The sequence below is a fragment of the Erwinia sp. LJJL01 genome, from assembly GCF_047300805.2.
Classification (GTDB): Bacteria; Pseudomonadota; Gammaproteobacteria; order Enterobacterales; family Enterobacteriaceae; genus Erwinia; species Erwinia aphidicola.
On the sequence record NZ_CP178576.1, the window covers coordinates 4,682,014 to 4,701,107 of the forward strand.

General features: G+C 54.7%; 21 protein-coding genes and 1 pseudogene. 18 read left to right on the forward strand and 4 right to left on the reverse strand.

Annotated features, from left to right (window positions below; translation table 11 throughout):
• The first annotated feature begins 12 nt into the window (after positions 1 to 12).
• Positions 13 to 570, forward strand: coding sequence for a LexA family transcriptional regulator (locus ACLI4M_RS22810; RefSeq protein WP_133623385.1), 558 nt, complete (start codon positions 13 to 15; stop codon positions 568 to 570).
• Positions 571 to 962: 392 nt separating this feature from the next.
• Positions 963 to 1,235 carry a hypothetical protein gene (locus tag ACLI4M_RS22815; protein WP_133623384.1) on the forward strand — a complete coding sequence of 91 codons (273 nt, stop codon included), beginning with the start codon at positions 963 to 965 and terminating at the stop codon, positions 1,233 to 1,235.
• 44 nt (positions 1,236 to 1,279) lie between these two features.
• Here ACLI4M_RS22815 and ACLI4M_RS22820 read toward each other — a convergent pair whose 3' ends face one another.
• Together ACLI4M_RS22820 and ACLI4M_RS22825 are read right to left on the reverse strand one after the other, a co-directional pair.
• Entirely contained in the window at positions 1,280 to 1,438 is a 159-nt protein-coding gene (locus ACLI4M_RS22820; protein WP_166643173.1) for a hypothetical protein, read from the reverse strand.
• Between the two features lie 261 nt (positions 1,439 to 1,699).
• Positions 1,700 to 2,656: a chemotaxis protein gene (locus ACLI4M_RS22825; RefSeq protein ID WP_048916349.1), complete on the reverse strand. Its 957-nt coding sequence runs from the start codon at positions 2,654 to 2,656 to the stop codon at positions 1,700 to 1,702.
• Between the two features lie 891 nt (positions 2,657 to 3,547).
• On the opposite strand from ACLI4M_RS22825, the gene ACLI4M_RS22830 reads away from it, so the two are divergent.
• A complete protein-coding gene (locus ACLI4M_RS22830; protein ID WP_133623383.1) occupies positions 3,548 to 3,868 on the forward strand; it encodes a hypothetical protein in 321 nt (106 codons plus the stop codon).
• Positions 3,869 to 3,950: 82 nt separating this feature from the next.
• On the opposite strand, the pseudogene ACLI4M_RS22835 reads toward ACLI4M_RS22830, so the two are convergent.
• Together ACLI4M_RS22835 and fliE are read right to left on the reverse strand one after the other, a co-directional pair.
• Positions 3,951 to 4,154, reverse strand: a pseudogene (locus tag ACLI4M_RS22835) (IS3 family transposase); the annotation flags it as partial.
• 397 nt (positions 4,155 to 4,551) lie between these two features.
• The gene (gene fliE / locus ACLI4M_RS22840) at positions 4,552 to 4,863 is read right to left on the reverse strand and encodes a flagellar hook-basal body complex protein FliE (RefSeq protein ID WP_133623382.1); all 312 of its coding nucleotides are present in this window, start codon (positions 4,861 to 4,863) and stop codon (positions 4,552 to 4,554) included.
• 241 nt (positions 4,864 to 5,104) lie between these two features.
• Here fliE and fliF point away from each other — a divergent pair, with 241 nt between their 5' ends.
• The 15 genes from fliF (at position 5,105) to ACLI4M_RS22915 (ending at position 19,050) form a co-directional block, all read left to right on the forward strand.
• Complete coding sequence (gene fliF, locus ACLI4M_RS22845; protein ID WP_133623381.1) at positions 5,105 to 6,856, forward strand: flagellar basal-body MS-ring/collar protein FliF; 1,752 nt, start codon at positions 5,105 to 5,107, stop codon at positions 6,854 to 6,856.
• Positions 6,853 to 7,845, forward strand: coding sequence for a flagellar motor switch protein FliG (fliG, locus tag ACLI4M_RS22850; protein ID WP_048916353.1), 993 nt, complete (start codon positions 6,853 to 6,855; stop codon positions 7,843 to 7,845). Before fliF ends, fliG begins: the two co-directional genes overlap by 4 nt.
• On the forward strand, positions 7,838 to 8,527 hold the full coding sequence (gene fliH / locus ACLI4M_RS22855) for a flagellar assembly protein FliH (protein ID WP_133623380.1): 690 nt from the start codon (positions 7,838 to 7,840) through the stop codon (positions 8,525 to 8,527). The genes fliG and fliH overlap by 8 nt, the downstream gene beginning before the upstream one ends.
• A complete protein-coding gene (gene fliI / locus ACLI4M_RS22860) occupies positions 8,527 to 9,888 on the forward strand; it encodes a flagellar protein export ATPase FliI (protein WP_048916355.1) in 1,362 nt (453 codons plus the stop codon). Before fliH ends, fliI begins: the two co-directional genes overlap by 1 nt.
• A gap of 20 nt (positions 9,889 to 9,908) precedes the next feature.
• Positions 9,909 to 10,355, forward strand: a complete 447-nt coding sequence (gene fliJ / locus ACLI4M_RS22865; protein ID WP_048916356.1) for a flagellar export protein FliJ — start codon at positions 9,909 to 9,911, stop codon at positions 10,353 to 10,355.
• Positions 10,352 to 11,653 (forward strand): flagellar hook-length control protein FliK, encoded by a 1,302-nt coding sequence (locus tag ACLI4M_RS22870; protein ID WP_133623379.1) that lies wholly within the window; start codon positions 10,352 to 10,354, stop codon positions 11,651 to 11,653. The genes fliJ and ACLI4M_RS22870 overlap by 4 nt, the downstream gene beginning before the upstream one ends.
• A 155-nt stretch (positions 11,654 to 11,808) precedes the next feature.
• On the forward strand, positions 11,809 to 12,291 hold the full coding sequence (fliL, locus tag ACLI4M_RS22875) for a flagellar basal body-associated protein FliL (RefSeq protein WP_048916358.1): 483 nt from the start codon (positions 11,809 to 11,811) through the stop codon (positions 12,289 to 12,291).
• Between the two features lie 9 nt (positions 12,292 to 12,300).
• Positions 12,301 to 13,308, forward strand: a complete 1,008-nt coding sequence (gene fliM, locus ACLI4M_RS22880; RefSeq protein WP_048916359.1) for a flagellar motor switch protein FliM — start codon at positions 12,301 to 12,303, stop codon at positions 13,306 to 13,308.
• Positions 13,301 to 13,702 (forward strand): flagellar motor switch protein FliN, encoded by a 402-nt coding sequence (gene fliN, locus ACLI4M_RS22885; RefSeq protein ID WP_048916360.1) that lies wholly within the window; start codon positions 13,301 to 13,303, stop codon positions 13,700 to 13,702. Before fliM ends, fliN begins: the two co-directional genes overlap by 8 nt.
• Entirely contained in the window at positions 13,703 to 14,092 is a 390-nt protein-coding gene (gene fliO / locus ACLI4M_RS22890) for a flagellar biosynthetic protein FliO (protein ID WP_048916361.1), read from the forward strand. It abuts the gene before it with no gap.
• Positions 14,089 to 14,826, forward strand: a complete 738-nt coding sequence (gene fliP / locus ACLI4M_RS22895; protein WP_048916362.1) for a flagellar type III secretion system pore protein FliP — start codon at positions 14,089 to 14,091, stop codon at positions 14,824 to 14,826. The genes fliO and fliP overlap by 4 nt, the downstream gene beginning before the upstream one ends.
• A 14-nt stretch (positions 14,827 to 14,840) precedes the next feature.
• On the forward strand, positions 14,841 to 15,110 hold the full coding sequence (gene fliQ, locus ACLI4M_RS22900) for a flagellar biosynthesis protein FliQ (protein ID WP_048916363.1): 270 nt from the start codon (positions 14,841 to 14,843) through the stop codon (positions 15,108 to 15,110).
• On the forward strand, positions 15,110 to 15,895 hold the full coding sequence (fliR, locus tag ACLI4M_RS22905; RefSeq protein ID WP_048916364.1) for a flagellar biosynthetic protein FliR: 786 nt from the start codon (positions 15,110 to 15,112) through the stop codon (positions 15,893 to 15,895). Before fliQ ends, fliR begins: the two co-directional genes overlap by 1 nt.
• 654 nt (positions 15,896 to 16,549) lie before the next feature.
• Complete coding sequence (gene rcsA / locus ACLI4M_RS22910) at positions 16,550 to 17,185, forward strand: transcriptional regulator RcsA (RefSeq protein WP_133623378.1); 636 nt, start codon at positions 16,550 to 16,552, stop codon at positions 17,183 to 17,185.
• 164 nt (positions 17,186 to 17,349) lie between these two features.
• Positions 17,350 to 19,050 carry a methyl-accepting chemotaxis protein gene (locus tag ACLI4M_RS22915; protein ID WP_133623377.1) on the forward strand — a complete coding sequence of 567 codons (1,701 nt, stop codon included), beginning with the start codon at positions 17,350 to 17,352 and terminating at the stop codon, positions 19,048 to 19,050.
• Positions 19,051 to 19,094: the final 44 nt, after the last annotated feature.

Sequence of the window (19,094 nt, forward strand, 5' to 3'; positions counted from 1 at the left end):
ATGGCTATGACCATGATGGGAATTACACAGGGTGCTTTAGCAAAAGCATCGGGCGTCTCACAGCCAACAATCTGGCGGCTGACAAAGGGAGAAGCAGAAGGCTCGCGCAAGCTGGTGGACATCGCCAGAGCGCTTGATATCAGCGTTGAGTGGCTGGCAAGTGGTGCTGGCGAGATGCGCGGCGGTCACGCCGGCAGCCCGATTGATAAAGTTAAAGCTGGCACTACGGTTGCCCTGTGGGACAGCAACGGTAAAACCAGCGAGCAGGTCAGTACGCCTGGCGGCGCCAGGGCGCGCAAGAGCTGGCGTGCTTACATCCTCGACCGCAACAGCGGCTGTGCGGAGGCCAGCGCAGGTAGCATCGTAATTATCGATACCGAGGTACCAGCAGAATCTGGAGATCTCGTTATGGCCAGGATGAACTCACGCATCTCGGTTTACCGTTTTCTCGAAGGCCCCTCCAACGGTTTTTTAACCGTCGATGACCCGCGTTTACCCGCCGTTGAACTGTCGGACGATGTGCAGTTAATTGGCGTAGCTATCTTTCTTATCCGCGACTTACGTCGGTAGTCGCTGACCTCCTGCTCCGGCAGGAGTGTCTCTTCGTAGTGACCGCCAGACACCCTGAATAACACAGAAACCATCAGTTTTTCCTCGCGGTGACCCATCAGCGCCCTCTCATCATGACCCTGACAGTGTTGTACAATCGATATAACTGAATAGATTAGTAAAGCTTTTGGAATCTTTGGGTCTTAATTTTCAAAAAATGACAATAAAAATATTAAAAATCAACTATTTCAACAAAATAACTCGATAACTTAAGTTATTTAATCAATAACATTTGATATTGATAATAACTATGGCTATCGTTTTTAGAGGCGGGATTCATCAGAAGCCTTAAGCTAAGGATTTCAGGTGAGCTCAGTTATCAATGGCTCTTACTCTTCTCAGCGGAGGTCAACATGGCGACAATTATCTGGAAAAGTGCGGCGCCGTCAGGAACCTGCCGCAGTCGTTACAAAGCACGACGCGCTGCGGCCGTGGCGCAACGCCGGCGCGACAAGCTGCTGCTGCGTAAAATTAGCCAGCTGCTGGACCCGCAGGCGGGGATGGGGATCGGTGGAGGAATGCGTCAGGCTTTTTCTGCGGCGCGCGCCTGCCAGCAGTGCGGTCTGCCGCGCCAGCTGGAGTCGCGATATTGTTCATTCTGTCAGCCGCAAGCCGGCGGTAATTAGCCTGAGAAATGAAAACAGGCCGCACCGGGCGGCCTGTCAGGCAGTTAATCGTCTGTGCGATCGTCATCTTCAAGTAAAGATTCAATAAACGTCCGTTGTGCGGGTGTTAACACCCAGTGATCCAGCGCTCCAGGCACCTTTTCATCCCCGGACTCTGCACTGCCAGGTAATTCAGCAGGTGTTTTTTTATCGTCGTTGTCCATAATATCTTATCAATGAACACAGGCCAGCAAGCGAATCCAGCCCGAAACGGCATGCTTTGCATCTGGCATTTGTTCGAAACCCTCACCAACCCCAGCTCGCCTCCCCTCATTCTGCTAATGACGATTTCATTTTAGGATCTTTCCAGCTTGTGATAAGTGAATAATTCTGATGTGTGCTGTCGCACAGGGAATAGCGCGCCGTCGCCAGGGTGACAGCGGCGTCAGAGGGAGCGGCAGGCGCGGAGTCCTGCCGCTGAAGGCTTACTCGACGGCGTCTTCCAGCACCTGGTGGATCACCGCCGAGAGCTGATTGATTTCGAATTTCGCCACATAGCCATTGGCTCCGACCTTGCGCACATGGTCTTCGTTGGCGCTGCCGGACAGAGAGGAGTGGATCACTACCGGGATATTTTTCAGGTTCAGATCGCTTTTGATATTGCGCGTCAGGGTAAAACCATCCATTTCTGGCATTTCCAGATCGGTGAGAACCAGTCCAATCTTATCGTGAATCGAGTGCCCTTCGGCCTGCGCTTCCTGGTGCATCTGCTTAATCTTGTTCCACGCTTCCAGCCCGGTAGTGTGCATCAGCGCCGGGATGCCCATCGCCTTCAGGCCCTGCTCCAGCATCTGACGCGCCACCTTCGAATCTTCCGCCACGATAGCCACCGCACCCGGCTTCATCTTGAAGGATTTAATCTGTATATCGCCCTCTTTAACTTCGCGCACCGAAGGGATCACGTCATGCAGGATCTGCTCCACGTCGAGCACCATCGCCATGGTGCTGTTGTTATCGAGGCAGGCAATACTGGTGATATTGCGGGTGCTGACGCCCGACTCAGCCGCATGGACCTGGCTCCAGTCAAGGCGCACGATATCTTCCACCGACTCGACGGCGAAGGCCTGGGTGCTGCGCGCATATTCAGTGACCAGCAGCAGATTAAGGCCGGTTGCCGGGGTGCAGCCCGCAACGGCAGGTAAATCGATAACCGGGATCAGCTGACCGCGAATGTTGGCCATCCCCAGCAGCGGCGACTTCATCCCCGCCGCTTTGGTGATGTTGGTCATCGGCACGATTTCGCGCAGCTTAAACACGTTAATGCCGAATAACTCAGGCTTATCTTCCTGATGAGCAGACCCCAGACGGAATAACAAAAGTTCGAACTTGTTCGATAATGCGAGATTCGCTCTCTCATCAATCTCTTTCTGAAAATTATCCATCTCTACCTCAGGTTATTATTCGTTGTTGTTGGCTTATTAGGTGCTCTGCGTGCATAGAGAGTGCACGCACTGTTCGCTATAACAACTTATCGGCAGTTCTGGAAAAAAGTGCAGGAAAGTTTTTGCGCACTCGTCACACGATCACATCATCAGACCCAAAAGGCACTTTGGCGCTGAAGGCGGGGGAATACGGTGAGGCATCACCTCAGCTCTGACAGTGAAGCGCCCCTGATGTGATGAGGAACGTTATTGAGACGGCTATGTGCCGGAGGGTGAACGGGTTGAAGTAAAGGGTGATCCCTGGCGAATTTTTGATTATTTTGCGAACAACTACTTTATTATTTTTTTCAGTGCGTTGGGTAAGGCCAGTGTGGGTCCCATCCTAGTGCTGACCAGGCCCCGGTCGCGACCATCCAGGCCAGTAGAGCCACAAACACCACAATCAATGACACTTCCATCAACCGTACAACTTTAGCCTTTCTCATCGATTAATCCTCATGAATTACAGGGTGAACGCGCCATATAACCCTAGAATGTTACCGGTAAAGTCACAATAGAAAAGGGGCTTATTTCGCGTTGAAAATGTTAAGTTTCATTTCTATAAATAAGACCTGAATATCATTTTCGCTTAAACGGAGGGCAGGATTTGACTACAGTGGGGAGGTCAGTCCATTAGACAGGTATCGACATATCATCATTAGGTTATCTGGCAGGTGTTCCCTGGGCGAGGCCAGTTTGATAATTTCAGAACCCTTCAATCCACTAAAAATTAAATGCTGAAAATCCAATGTGATAGATAGGCTTCGAGTGACTTAAAGCTTCCAGTTTACGCAGTGTTTAATTCCAAATCGTAATATAGCAGCCAACAAAACATATAAGGGATTTTGTCACATGAAAACTTCAATCATTGCTACCACTATTTTAATCGGTTCTTTTCTGACCGGATGCTCTGTGCAAAATGATAAAACACAGTTTCAAGGCCTGGGGTTAACCTATCAGTCAGATATCAAAAAGCTTGATAATGGAGACTACCTCACGGAAGTGGAAGCGGCTCCTGCTGCAGGCCGCATACAAGGTGCTGTTGGCACTGCAAATAAAAAAGCTTCTGACTTTTGCCGGGTTCAAAACAAATCAATGAAAGAGGTCAAAACGGATATCGATACACACTTGCTGGTTAATGGCGTGGCTCGCCTGACTTTCAAATGCGTCTAAATATCGCCAAGCTTCATTGCTTTTGATAAGACCTGGAGAGCCATTGTGAAGGTGGCTCTCTAACACCACATAATGTATGTGGTCAACAAAAACTGGCCTCGACTTTAGAGTTTCTCCGCAACAATCGTTCTGACTCATTCGGCGTCAAGCCACCATTATATTGATGGGGTCTACGCTGGCTGTAATATACTGTTGTTGAGTTCGTTATCGCTGCGCTGGCTTCGCTAAAATCAGCGTATCCATTATCCGACATCCACTACGTTTTCAGGCTTCTAAAAAATGCCTGGTTAGTGTTCTGTTTCGATTACTTTTGGTATCCTCTGCTTTTCGAGTGACACTTAGGGTCAATATGAAGACTTTGGTTTTTGCCTGCGCTCTGCTACTTACTGGCTGTAATACTAAATGGTCATGGGTGCCTGATCTTCCTGTAATCAGTTCCGACCACTGCCCGCCGGGCAAGGGGCCAGTAGGGACTAATCAGGATTGCCGTTAACTCATTTCAAACACTGCTCTCTGGGGGGGGATCCAAAAGATGGTCTACCAGGTCTATGGGGCCCGGATGGCTGAAACGATGACGCGCAATTGAGCCTGATGAACTCAAAACTGAACGACTTTGCCCCACTACTGCCCCACACTCACACTGGATAGCCTTATAATCTATACTATTCAGTTACTTAACTAATCTAAACCTGCATATTCATAATATCGCTGTACGCGCTGACCAGCTTGTTACGCACCTGAATACCCATCTGCATCGAGACGCTGGATTTTTGCAGGTCAACCATCACGTCGTTCAGCGACACCCCCTCTTTGCCCAGCGCAAAATCCTGCGCCTGGCTGCGCGCTGTGGTTTGCGTTTCGCTGATCTTGTTCAGCGCCGCCTTCAGCTCTGCACCGAAATCTGCCTGAGAAGTGCTGTCTGTGCTTTTACCGCCTGCCTGCAGAGCTGCTGTCTGCATGGCCTGCATCACGCTTTCAATACCCTGAATCGCCATGTTTTCTCCCAAATGGATGCTGAAGTGACTACCGACGCCGAGTAACTTAACACCGATGTCAATAAGACAAAGCCTCTAATTAGAAGTAAAAAACACAGCTTATCCGGCCATCGAATTTCCCATTTAAGAAAATAATGGCACTCCATTAAGGTGGAAATTTTTTAAGCCAGCGCATCAGGGAGTCAGTTTTGTTACGACACTACACGCAACAGTCCGGTCAACTGTCAGGCAGGAAGAAGTCATGAATGCAACTGTCACGCAGGATAATCCAGAGAAGAAGGGTCTGAACGACCTGTTCGCTCGCCTACGCGCTAATCCTCGCATCCCTCTTATTGTGGCTGCGGCGGCCGTTGTGGCCGTCATTATTGCGATGGTGCTATGGGCGAAGCAGCCGGATTATCGCGTTCTTTATAACAACCTCAGCAATGAGGATGGCGGCGCCATCGTCACGCAGCTGACCCAGATGAACGTACCCTATAAGTTCGACGATCAGGGTGGCGCGTTACTGGTTCCGGCAGCCCAGGTGCATGAACTGCGCCTGCGCCTCGCTTCACAGGGTCTGCCAAAAGGCGGCGCGGTGGGCTTTGAACTGCTGGATAAAGAGAAATTCGGCATCAGCCAGTTTAGCGAGCAGGTTAACTACCAGCGTGCGCTGGAGGGCGAGCTGGCACGCACGATTGAAACCCTCGGCCCGGTGAAAGGCGCGCGCGTGCATCTGGCCATGCCGAAACCGACGCTGTTCGTGCGCGAGCAGAAAGCCCCGTCCGCCTCCGTGACGCTGGCACTGCAGCCAGGCCGCGCGCTGGATGAAGGCCAGATCAATGCCGTGGTGCATATGGTCTCCAGCAGCGTCGCCGGTATGCCGCCGGGCAACGTGACCGTTGTCGATCAGGCTGGCCGTCTGCTGACGCAGAACGACCCGACCGGCCGTGACCTCAACGATACCCAGCTGAAATATGCCAGCGATGTTGAAGCCCGCTATCAGCAGCGCATTGAAGCCATCCTTGGCCCGATTGTCGGCAACGGCAATGTCCATGCCCAGGTCACCGCGCAGATTGACTTTAACAGTCGCGAGCAGACCGACGAGCAGTACAAACCGAACAGCAATCCTGACCAGCAGGCTATCCGCTCTCGCCAGACCAGCGACAGCGAGCAGCTGGGTGGTCAGTATCCTGGCGGCGTGCCGGGCGCGCTCTCCAACCAGCCCGCTCCGGCTAACGCGGGTCCGGTCACCACGCCGAATAACAATGCCAACGGGGCGAACGGTGCCAACGGGGCGAACGGTGCCAACGGGGCGAACGGCCAGGCGGCCAACAATGCGGCGACCAATGCCGCCACCACGACTGCGCAGAAAGCGGTGCCGTCGAACACCCGCAGCGACAACACCACCAACTACGAAGTCAACCGCACCATCCTGCACACCAAGATGAATGTCGGTGAAGTGCAGCGCCTGTCGGTGGCCGTGGTGGTGAACTACCGCGCCGATGCCGCAGGCAAACCGATTGCATTGAATGATGCTCAGCTGAAGCAGATTGAAAACCTGACCCGAGAGGCGATGGGCTATTCGGAACAGCGTGGTGACAGCCTGAACGTCGTCAACTCACCGTTTACCGAGAACGATGATGTCGGTGCCGAGCTGCCATTCTGGAAACAGCCAGGCTTTATTGACCAGATGTTTGAAGCAGGCCGCTGGTTACTGGTGCTGATTGTTGCCTTCATCCTGTACCGCAAGCTGGTGCGCCCGCAGCTACGCCGCAAGGCCGAGCAGGAGAAAGCCGCTGCCGAAGCCGCCGTGGCTGCCGCCCAGACCCGTGCCCAGGATGATGATAAAGGGGTCTCCGTCAAGCTGTCGAAAGATGAGCTTGATCAGGAACGTAAATCTCAGCACCGCATGAGTGCTGAGGTCATGAGCCAGCGAATTCGCGAAATGTCAGAAAATGACCCACGCGTGGTGGCTCTGGTTATTCGCCAGTGGATGAAGGACGAACTATGAGTCTCACCGGTACTGAAAAAAGCGCCATCCTGATGATGACCATTGGCGAAGATCGCGCTGCCGAAGTGTTTAAGCACCTCGACACCCGCGAAGTGCAGCATCTGAGCTCGGCGATCTCGAATATGCGCCAGGTGTCGCACAAGCAGCTGACCGACGTGCTGCGCGAGTTTGAGATCGATGCCGAACAGTATGCGGCGCTGAGCCTCAACTCCAACGACTATCTGCGCTCCGTGCTGATTAAAGCGCTGGGCGAAGAGCGTGCCTCTACCCTGCTGGAAGATATTCTCGAAACCCGCGAGACCACCAGCGGCATGGATACGCTGAACTTTATGGAACCGCAGGCGGCTGCCGACCTGATCCGCGACGAACATCCGCAGATCATCGCCACCATCCTGGTGCACCTGAAGCGCGGCCAGGCGGCCGATATCCTTGCTCAGTTCGACGAGCGTCTGCGTCACGATGTCATGCTGCGTATCGCCACCTTTGGCGGCGTGCAGCCGGCAGCGCTGGCGGAGCTGACCGAAGTGCTCAACGGCCTGCTGGATGGTCAGAACCTCAAGCGGGCGAAGATGGGCGGTGTGCGTACTGCGGCCGAGATTATCAACCTGATGAAAACTCAGCAGGAAGAAGCGGTTATCGAAGCGGTGCGCGAGTTCGACGGCGAACTGGCACAGAAAATCATCGACGAGATGTTCCTGTTCGAAAACCTCGTCGAAGTGGACGACCGCAGTATCCAGCGCCTGTTGCAGGAAGTGGAGTCCGAGTCGCTGCTGGTGGCGCTGAAGGGTTCCGAACAGCCGCTGCGCGAGAAGTTCCTGAAAAACATGTCGCAGCGTGCGGCCGATATTCTGCGCGACGATCTCGCCAACCGGGGTCCAATGCGTATGTCTGCGGTAGAGACCGAACAGAAAGCGATTCTGTTGATTGTTCGTCGTCTGGCCGAAAGCGGCGAGATGGTGATTGGCGGTGGCGAGGAAACCTATGTCTGATCATTCCTCCCTGCCGTGGCAGCGCTGGCAGCCTAACGATCTGGCACAGCGCGATCGGCCGCTGATTGAAGAGCTGACGATCCCGGAAGTGACGGAAGAGCCTGCCGACGATCGGCAGTTCCAGCTGGAGCAGCTTCAGGCTCAGGTGCGCAATGAAGCACAGGGCCTCGGCTATACCGAAGGTCAGCAGCGCGGCTTTGCCGAAGGCCAGAAAAGCGGTTATGACGCCGGTTTTCAGCAGGGGCTGGCGGAAGCTCAGCAGCAGCAGGCACCGTTACAGGCGCGCATGCAGCAGCTGGTTTCCGAATTCCACCACACGCTGGAAGCGCTCGACAGCGTCATCGCCTCGCGCCTGATGCAGCTGGCGCTGGAAGCCGCACGCCAGGTGATTGGCCAGGCACCCCACGTTGACGGCACCGCCCTGCTGCGCCAGATCCAGGGGATGCTGCAGCAGGAGCCGATGTTCAGCGGCAAACCCACGCTGCGCGTCCACCCGGACGATCTGCCGCGGGTGGAAACCACGCTCGGCGCTACGCTGAGCCTGCACGGCTGGCGTCTGCTCGGCGACAGCACCATTCACCCGGGCGGCTGCAAAGTCAGCGCCGAGGATGGCGACCTGGATGCCAGCATCGCCACCCGCTGGCATGAACTCTGCCGTCTGGCCGCACCGGGAGAACTGTAATGACCACTCGCCTGTCGCGCTGGCTTGGCGCACTCGACAACTTTGAACAGCGTCTGGCCCAGGTGCCCGAGGTACGTCGCTATGGCCGGCTGGTGCGCGCCACCGGGCTGGTGCTGGAAGCGACCGGCCTGCAGCTGCCGCTGGGTGCGACCTGCGTGATTGAACGTCATGACAGCCAGGGCATTGGCGAAGTCGAGAGTGAAGTGGTTGGCTTTAACGGCCAGAAACTGCTGCTGATGCCGCTGGAAGAAGTAGAAGGCATCATTCCCGGCGCGCGCGTTTATGCCCGCGTGGCAGGTGATAACCAGCACAGCGGCAAACAGTTGATGCTCGGGCCAGAACTGCTGGGGCGCGTGCTCGACGGCAGCGGTCGCCCGCTTGACGGCCTGCCTGCACCGGAAACCGGCTATCGCGCCCCGCTGATCACGCCGCCGTTTAACCCGTTACAGCGCACGCCGATCACCGACGTGCTGGATACCGGCGTGCGGGCGATTAACGCTCTGCTTACCGTCGGTCGCGGCCAGCGTATGGGGCTGTTCGCGGGTTCCGGCGTCGGTAAAAGCGTGCTGCTCGGCATGATGGCGCGCTACACCAAGGCAGACGTGATCGTGGTCGGGCTGATTGGCGAACGTGGCCGCGAAGTCAAAGACTTTATCGAAAACATTCTCGGCACCGAAGGGCGTGCGCGGGCGGTGGTGATTGCCGCCCCGGCGGATGTCTCTCCTTTATTACGTATGCAGGGTGCTTCTTACGCCACGCGCATTGCCGAAGACTTCCGCGACCGTGGCCAGCACGTGCTGCTGATCATGGATTCCCTGACGCGTTACGCCATGGCCCAGCGTGAAATAGCGCTGGCGATCGGGGAGCCGCCGGCCACCAAAGGCTATCCGCCTTCCGTGTTTGCCAAGCTGCCCGCGCTGGTCGAGCGCGCCGGTAACGGCATCGACGGCGGCGGTTCGATTACCGCCTTCTATACCGTTCTGACCGAAGGGGACGACCAGCAGGACCCGATCGCCGACTCCGCGCGCGCCATTCTCGATGGCCACATTGTGCTGTCGCGCCGCCTGGCAGAATCCGGCCACTACCCGGCTATTGATATTGAAGCCTCGATCAGCCGCGTCATGGCACACCTGATCGATGAGACGCACTACGCCCGCGTGCGCCAGTTTAAACAGCTGCTTTCCAGCTACCAGCGCAACCGCGATCTGGTCAGCGTGGGGGCGTATGCCGCCGGGACCGACCCGACGCTGGATAAAGCGATCAAACTCTACCCAGAGCTGGAGGCCTTCCTGCAGCAGGGGATGTTTGAGCGCAGTACGTTTGATGATGCCAGCCTGCATCTGCAGGCGATCTTTGGTTAAGTCTGAACAGCGGAGAACTTATGGCTAAGACAGCTTCCCCGATCGATACCCTGCGCGATCTGGCACATAAAGATGTGGAAAAAGCCGCCATTCAGTTAGGCGACGTACGCCGGGCGCAAAAGCAGGCAGACGATCAGCTGACAATGCTGCTCAACTACCAGGACGAATACCGCAGGAATCTCAACACCACCATGAGCGAAGGGATTGCCAGTACGCGCTGGTACAACTACCACCAGTTTATTCAGACGCTGGAAAAGGCGATTGAACAGCATCGCGCCCAGCTGATGCACTGGAACACCCGGGTGGAAAATGCCCTGCGCTTCTGGCGCGACAAACAGCAGCGGCTGCACGCCTATGAAACGCTTCAGGCGCGGGCGCTGGCAACCGCACTCTTACAGGAAAACCGTCTCGATCAGAAACGGATGGACGAATTTGCCCAACGGGCATCATTGAGGAAAGGCGAATGATTACCTTACCAACCGCAGTGGCGACCACCAGCGCCAGTAGCAAAACCGGTGCGGCTGCCACCACCCCTGACAGCACGCTGGACGCGACTCCCGGCGGCGACAGCGCCGCCAGCGGTGAAAATTTGCCGCAGGGGTTTCTCACTCTGCTGGGGAACCGACTGCTATCGCTGGCGCAGCAGGGTGCCAGCGCCGCCCCTCAGGATGACACGGCGCAAAATGTTACCGCCGATGGGAAAGCACCGGCAAAAACCAGCATCAGCGATCTGCTGGCCGCGCTGGATAAGCCCGAGACGCTGACCGCGCTGCTGCAACCGCAAAAAGCCAGCACGGAAAAAAGCCCGGACAGCGAGGAGAAAGCCGCGCCGGTGGAGCTGAGCAGCAGCGATTTGCAGGCGTTACAGGCGCTGTACGCCATGCTGCCCAACGCTGCCGCAGTGCCCGTCGCCAGCGGTAACAGCAGCAGCAAAAACAGTGACCTGCTGAGCAGCGATCTGAGCAAGAGCAGCAAAGGCTCGACGCTGAACGCGTTAAGCGCGGCGTTGGGTAAAGTGAGCAGCGACGACGCTGACGCCGCGGGCACAGCCACCACGAAAACCGGCAGCGCTGGCGTACTGCTGCCGGGCAACTCCGACAGCGCGACTGCTGCGGCAAAATTCAGCGCTAACCCGGGTGCGCAGACGCTTGACTCAGCTTTTCAGCAGGTTATGAGCCACGTCAGCAAAGATAACGACAAAGAAAATTCAAGTTCTGCCCTCAACGCGACGATAACCAATAATGTGATCAGCGCCGCTTCTTCCGCGCAGACCCCGACTTCAACCTCGGCGGTCAGCGCGCCGGCAACGCCACTGCTGAATTCTCAGCTTGGCAGCCCGGAATGGCAGCAGGCACTGGGACAACAGATCCTGATGTTCAGCCGCAACGGGCAGCAGACCGCCGAGTTGCATCTGCATCCGCAGGACCTGGGCAGCATCCAGATCTCTTTGAAGCTGGATAATGACCAGGCCCAGCTGAGTATGGTGTCGAACCATAGCCAGGTCAGGGCCGCGCTTGAGGCCGCTATCCCTCAACTGCGTACCTCACTGGCTGAAAGCGGCATCAGCCTGGGTCAAAGTAATGTCAGTAGCGATGCATTCCAGCAGGGTCAGTCCTTTAATGGCCAGCAGGAACAGCAGCGTAATAACAACGGAAACCCGTTTAGTCTTGCTAATGAAAATGACAGTGATGTGACGCAAATTGCCGTACCTGCCGCCCTGCAGGCGCGTGCAGCTGGCTCCAATGCTGTTGATATTTTCGCCTGACGGCAACAAACGCGCAAGCTGATGGCAAAACTCGCGTCTTTTCTGCCTATTGTTTGGCGCAAGACGCGGGATAATTCGCTCATAAAGCCGTGGGACAGTGAGAAATATGACGTGGCACCGCCCCTCGAAAATAATCACAGGAAGTTACAGCTAATATGACTGATAACGCTAAAGCCAAAAGCGGCAAACGTAAGCTCCTGATACCCGTGTTACTGATCGTGACTCTGGTCGCTTGCAGCGTGGCGGGATATACAGTCTGGCACATGATGAAGGCGCCGAAAGATGCCGCTGCGGCTGCAAAGCCTGAGCCGCCACCTGCCCCGGTCTTTTTTGCTCTGGATACGTTTACGGTCAACTTGATCAACCCAGACAACGACCCGGATCGCGTGCTTTATGTCGGCTTCACCCTGCGCTTGCCGGATGAAGAGACCCGTCGTCGCATGAACGATTATCTGCCGGAAGTACGCAGCCGTTTACTGCTGCTGCTGTCGCGTCAGAATGCTACGGGCCTCGCCAATGAGCAGGGCAAGCAGCAGTTAGTGACACAGATTAAACAGGTACTGGCACCTCCGCTGGTGCAGGGACAACCACAGCAGGTCGTGACAGATGTACTGTTTACGGCCTTCATTCTGCGGTGATGGATATACATGGGCGATAACATTCTTTCTCAGGCAGAAATTGACGCACTACTCAATGGCGACAGCGATAGTGCGGCAGAAGATAAGGTCAGTACCGGGGGCGAAAGCGATATTCGCCCTTACGATCCCAATACTCAGCGCCGCGTGGTACGCGAGCGTCTGCAGGCACTGGAGATCATCAACGAACGTTTTGCGCGTTCTTACCGTATGGCGCTGTTTAATCTGCTGCGTCGCAGCCCGGATATTTCCGTCGGTGCGATAAAGATCCAGCCATACCATGAGTTTGCCCGCAATCTGCCGGTACCTACCAACCTTAACCTTATCCACCTCAAGCCGCTGCGTGGCACGGCGCTGGTGGTATTTTCGCCGAGTCTGGTGTTTATCGCCGTTGATAACCTGTTTGGTGGTGACGGCCGTTTTCCGACCAAGGTCGAAGGACGCGAGTTTACCCACACCGAACAGCGGGTGATCCGCCGTATGTTAAAGCTGGCGCTGGAAGCCTACAGCGAAGCGTGGAAGCCGATCTATCCGCTGGACGTAGAGTACGTGCGTTCGGAAATGCAGGTGAAGTTCACCAACATTACTACCTCACCGAATGACATCGTGGTCACCACGCCGTTCCAGGTGGAGATTGGTAACCTGACCGGTGAGTTCAACATCTGTATCCCATTCAGCATGATCGAGCCGCTGCGTGAAACGCTGGTGAACCCACCGCTGGAGAACTCGCGTACCGAAGATGAGAACTGGCGTGACACGCTGGTGAAACAGGTTCAGCACTCGGAGCTGGAGCTGGTGGCGAATTTTGCCGATGTCTCAATGAGAATTTCCCGTCTGCTGGAGTTAAAGCCCGGCGACGTCTTACCGATTGAAAAACCGGACCGCATTATCGCCCATGTCGATGGCGTGCCGGTGTTGACCAGCCAGTACGGAACACTGAATAAACAGTATGCACTGCGCGTGGAACACCTGATCAACCCGATTTTGAATTCGCTGAATGAGGAACAGCCCGATGAGTGATACCAATAAGCCGTCCGACGACGACATCTCTGCGGACGACCTGTGGGCTGACGCAATGAACGAACAGGTAAAATCCTCTTCAACCGGCGGCGTGTTTAAATCGCTGGAAAATGGCGATATTGCTGCTGGTTCGCAGGATATCGACATGATTATGGATATCCCGGTGAAGCTCACCGTGGAGCTGGGCCGTACCAAAATGACCATTAAAGAGCTGCTGCGCCTGTCGCAGGGTTCGGTAGTGGCGCTGGACGGCTTAGCCGGGGAGCCGCTGGATATCCTGATCAACGGCTATCTGATTGCCCAGGGTGAAGTGGTGGTGGTCGCCGATAAATATGGCGTGCGCATTACCGACATTATCACCCCGACCGAACGTATGCGTCGTCTGAGCCGCTAAATGAATACCACCCAGCAGCAGCCAGCCATCGGGCAGCCGGCCATTTCTACCGGTTCAATGCTGACTCAGGTGAGCGGGGTACTGGCGGCGATTATTATTCTGATCCTCGCCTGCGCCTGGGTGGCAAAGCGCTTCGGCTTTGCCACTAAGCGCAGCGGCAGTGAGAAACTGAATATCAGCGCCAGCTGCCAGCTGGGACAGCGTGAACGCGTGGTCGTGGTTGATGTGGATGATGTGCGTCTGGTTCTGGGCGTCACCGCTCAGCAGATCACCCATCTGCATACCCTGCCGGCGAAACCGCAGCAGGAACTCCCGGAAGCACCGGCTGTGACGGCAGATTTCCGTCAGGTTCTGCAGTCGTTAATGAAAGGTTCCGGGAAGAAAAAATGAAACGTCTCCTTCCACTGTTAGCACTGGTTTTGCTGATGCTGACTCCGAACGTCTACGCGCAGCTGCCTGGGCTTATCAGTAAGCCGATGGCTAACGGCGGCCAGAGCTGGTCGCTGCCGGTGCAGACGCTGGTATTTATTACCTCGCTGACCTTCCTGCCGGCAATATTGCTGATGATGACCAGCTTTACGCGCATCATCATCGTTTTCGGCCTGCTGCGTAACGCGCTGGGTACCCCCTCTGCGCCACCTAACCAGGTGCTGCTTGGCCTGTCGCTGTTCCTGACCTTCTTTATTATGGGCCCGGTGTTCGACAAAATTTATACTGATGCCTATCTGCCGTTCAGCGAAGATAAGATCAGCATGCAGGAAGCCATTGATAAAGGTGCGCAGCCGCTGCGTGAGTTTATGCTGCGCCAGACGCGTGAAGCGGACCTTGCGCTGTTTGCCCGCCTGGCTAACACGCCACCGATTGCCGGGCCGGAAGCGGTGCCGATGCGTATTCTGCTGCCGGCTTACGTCACCAGTGAACTGAAAACGGCTTTCCAGATCGGCTTCACGGTATTTATTCCATTCCTGATTATCGACCTGGTGGTCGCCAGCGTGCTGATGGCGCTGGGGATGATGATGGTGCCCCCCGCCACCATCTCCCTGCCCTTTAAGCTGATGCTGTTTGTGCTGGTGGATGGCTGGCAGCTGCTCATCGGCTCACTGGCCCAAAGTTTCTACTCTTAAGCGAGGCCACAAAAATGACTCCTGAATCGGTAATGGTTTTGGGCCACGACGCGATGCAGATTGCGCTGGCGCTGGCCGCCCCGCTGCTGCTGGCAGCGCTGGTAAGCGGCCTGTTAATCAGCCTGCTGCAGGCGGCTACCCAGATTAACGAACAAACGCTCTCCTTTATTCCGAAGATCCTTTCCGTGGTGGCAACCATCGTTGTGGCCGGTCCGTGGATGCTCAATCTGATCCTCGACTATATGCGTACCCTGTTCTCCAACCTGCCTTATCTGATCGGATAATGATTCTTTTTGACAGCAGTCAACTTTTATTCTGGATAAGTCAGCTATTCTGGCCGCTTGCTCGCGTGCTGGCTTTGATCATGACGGCGCCGCTGCTGAGCGAAAAATCGATTAGCCGCAAGGTGAAAATTGGTCTGGGCCTGATGATTACCTGGGTATTGATCCCGTCGTTACCCCCGACCAACGTTACGCTGTTTTCGGTTGGCGGCTTCTGGTTGCTGATTCAGCAGATACTGATTGGCGTAGCGATTGGTTTTACCATGCAGTTTGCCTTTGCGGCGGTGCGTACCGCGGGGGAAGTGATTGGTTTGCAGATGGGCTTATCCTTTGCCACCTTCTTTGACCCGGCCAGCCGACTGAACATGCCGGTTCTGGCGCGCTTTCTCGATATGCTGGCGATGTTGCTGTTTCTCTCCTTCAACGGTCACCTGTGGCTGATTTCGATGGTTGCGGACAGTTTTCATACTTTGCCTATTGGTGGCGAGCCGCTGAACAGCAATGCGTTCCTGGCGCTGACCAAAGCCGCCAATTTAATTTTCCTTAACGGCATGAGATTAGCGCTACCGTTAATCACCCTGTTACTCACCTTAAACCTGGCCCTGGGTTTGTTAAACCGCGTTTCACCACAGCTGTCGGTTTTCGCTATCGGCTTCCCGGTCACCTTATCGATAGGTATGGTGTTCATGAGCCTGATGATGCCCCTGCTGGCGCCCTTCTGCGAGCATTTATTCAGTGAAGTGTTCGACTTACTGTCGACATTACTCAGTGAACTACCCGGCAAGTAAACTTTAGTATTCCCCCTCTTATACAAAAGCATTGTTAAGCCATCGAAATATATCAGAGCATTTTTCGCGCCATTATTTGCAGAATAACCTTAAGGAAATTCTGATAAATGGGCTAGCACGATGAAAATAATTCTTATTAAAACCCAGTTAGCGTATTTTAAATCCTCAAACCGGTGATTTGTTGCGAAACAGTTAACGGTTAAAAAATGGGCAAATGTCTGTTTTTAATGAAGATTTTATTTTTCTCGGTTTTTCTTGTTTTAAAATTCATTTTACGGCATTGTCAATACTCCCCGCATGCCTACACTTTCGGGGAATGAATGTTTTTAGGATTCGTCCTATCAGAGTTTTCCTGATTCTGCGCGATAGTGTCGACGTCAGCGGAAAACTGTGTCAGGTGCTGTACTAACTCAGATGTCTAAGCAGTCTCGCTGCCAGCCCTCTGAAGTGGGTGACTTGTCAGAGCATCGCTCTGTCAAAAGCCAAATTAGCAGTCAGCAAGGACGCATGAGTACTCTCGCCGTAGATGGCAAAGCTTTATTCAGGCTGGGTAAAAATAACAAGATCGTGATTAAGAACTCTTTGCTCTCGTACCGCAAGCACGTAATTCATCGTTGATTTAAACGGAAAACAAATTTGGTGAGGGTAGCTATTATGCCAACGATTATTATGGATTCATGTAACTACACACGACTAGGCTTAAGCGATTATATGGCGGTAAAAGGGGTTAAAAAGAAAAATATAACCTCCGTTAACGACATGGACCAATTGCAAATTAAATGCCAGCAGCTTCAACCTGGCGTGGTTTTTATTAATGAAGACTGTTTCATTCATGAGTCCGATGCAAGTCAGCGTATCAGAGACATTATCATGCAGCACCCTGATACCCTGTTCTTCATCTTCATGGCTATCTCCAATATCCATTTTGAGGAATACCTCTACGTTCGTAAGAACTTGATTATTACATCAAAATCGATAAAGCCGGCGACTCTTGATACGCTGCTTAGCAGCTACTTTCAAAAGAAAGTCAGTATGTCACCCCGCTACAATTCAGGCTTCGACGTCCATCCATTAACGCTCAGCCAGACTGAGTCTAATATGCTTAAGATGTGGATGTCAGGTCACGATACAATACAAATCTCAGATAAAATGCAGATTAAAGCCAAAACGGTTTCATCGCATAAAGGCAATATAAAACGTAAAATTAAAACGCATAATAAGCAGGTTATTTATCATGTGGTTCGTTTAACTGATAATGTCACCAGCGGTATTTACGTCAACGTAAGATAACGCACCGGGCAGGTCCGCCTTCGCTGACCTGCCCGTTCTCCATTTGCAGAATGCTCATTCTGTGAGCCTGCTCCCACTTCAAGACCTAATCCTTTTCACTTCTTTGCCGATGGTTTGTAGACGACCGGAGCGTTCCTTCGTCCCTACTGACAGAGAGCAAGGATATGAAATCACCATTACAATCTCACGAGCAGCCGACCATCAGCTTTTGGCAACATTTGCGCCTGGTCCCCCTGTTCGCCGCCATTCTTGGCGGAATTCTGCTGTTGTTTGCCCTGTGTATCGGCCTCGCCAGTTATTTTTTAGTCCAGAGTAATAAGTCGCTGAATGATATTACGCAAGAAATTGCTATCCGCATGGCGATCTCAAACAGTTCTAATAATCTGCGCGCTGCGCGTTTGACGGTGATCCATGCCGGTGCCGCTGCACGTATCGGTGAGATGGATGAATTCAAAGCCAATCTCACCAGTTCAGAAAAGCGCATCACATCGGCACGCGACAATTTCAATATCTATCTCAACCGCCCGGTCAAAACCCCGGCAGGGATAGCGCTGGATGTGGAGCTGAAAAAACGCTTCGACGCTTATATTAAGCAGGGGCTTGAGCCGATGCTGAAAAGCGCGGGGGATGGCAGCTTTGAAGGGGTTATCGCCCAGGAGACGGATTACACCCGCAAACTGGATGACGCTTATAACGACGTGCTGTTTAAAGCGATCAAGCTGCGTACTGAGCGTGCCGACGGGCTCAATCAGCAGGCCGCTGCACAAACCCGCCTCGGCTTTATTATGATGGCGGCGGCATTCGGCCTCGCCCTGCTGCTGACGCTGGCGACCTTTATCTTCCTGCGCCGGGTGGTGATTACGCCGCTGCGCCAGGCGGTAGAAAGAATTGAGCAGATCTCCCACGGCGATCTGACCGCGCCGCCGCAGGTCTGGGGACGCAGTGAGATCGGCAGCCTGGGGAATAACCTGCAGCTGATGCAGCAGGCGCTGGTTAAAACCGTAGGAACCGTGCGCGAGGGGGCGGTGGCGATCTATCAGGGATCGAGCGAGATCTCCGCAGGCAATACCGACCTCTCCTCACGCACCGAACAGCAGGCTTCCGCGCTGGAGCAGACCGCTGCCAGCATGGAACAGCTGACCGCCACCGTGAAACAGAACGCCGAAAATGCCCATCACGCCAGCCAGCTGGCTGCCGATGCGTCGGGTAAAGCGCGCCAGGGCGGAGAGATTGTCACCGGCGTAGTGAATACCATGAACAACATCTCCAGCAGCTCGAAGAAAATTGCCGAGATCACCACGGTGATCAATAGCATTGCCTTCCAGACCAATATCCTGGCGCTGAATGCCGCGGTGGAAGCCGCGCGAGCCGGTGAACAGGGGCGCGGCTTTGCCGTGGTCGCCAGCGAGGTGCGCAACCTGGCGCAGCGCAGCGCCGGAGCCGCGAAAGAGATTGAGGGGCTGATTGCCGAGTCGGTAGACCTGATTGGTAAGGGGTCGTCGCAGGTGGGGCACGCGGGCAATACCATGGGTGAAATCGTCGATGCGGTGCGCCGCGTGACCGATATCATGGCCGAGATTGCCGCCGCATCCGACGAGCAAAGCAAAGGGATCCAGCAGGTCAGCCATGCGGTCACCGAGATGGACAACGTCACCCAGCAGAACGCTTCACTGGTGGAGGAAGCCTCATCTGCCGCAGCGTCGCTGGAAGATCAGGCGGCGCGCCTGACTCAGGCGGTGTCGGCATTTAAACTGAGTGGTGGCGCGGTTGCTGCGGTGAAAAACAGCAGCGTCAGCAGCAAACCCGCCGCGTTAGCCGCCACGCGCCCGGCGCTGGTCAGTCATGAGAATTGGGAAACGTTTTAAGCGGGGTTGAGATGGATAATCAGGGCGAGGCAGGCCTCGCCCTG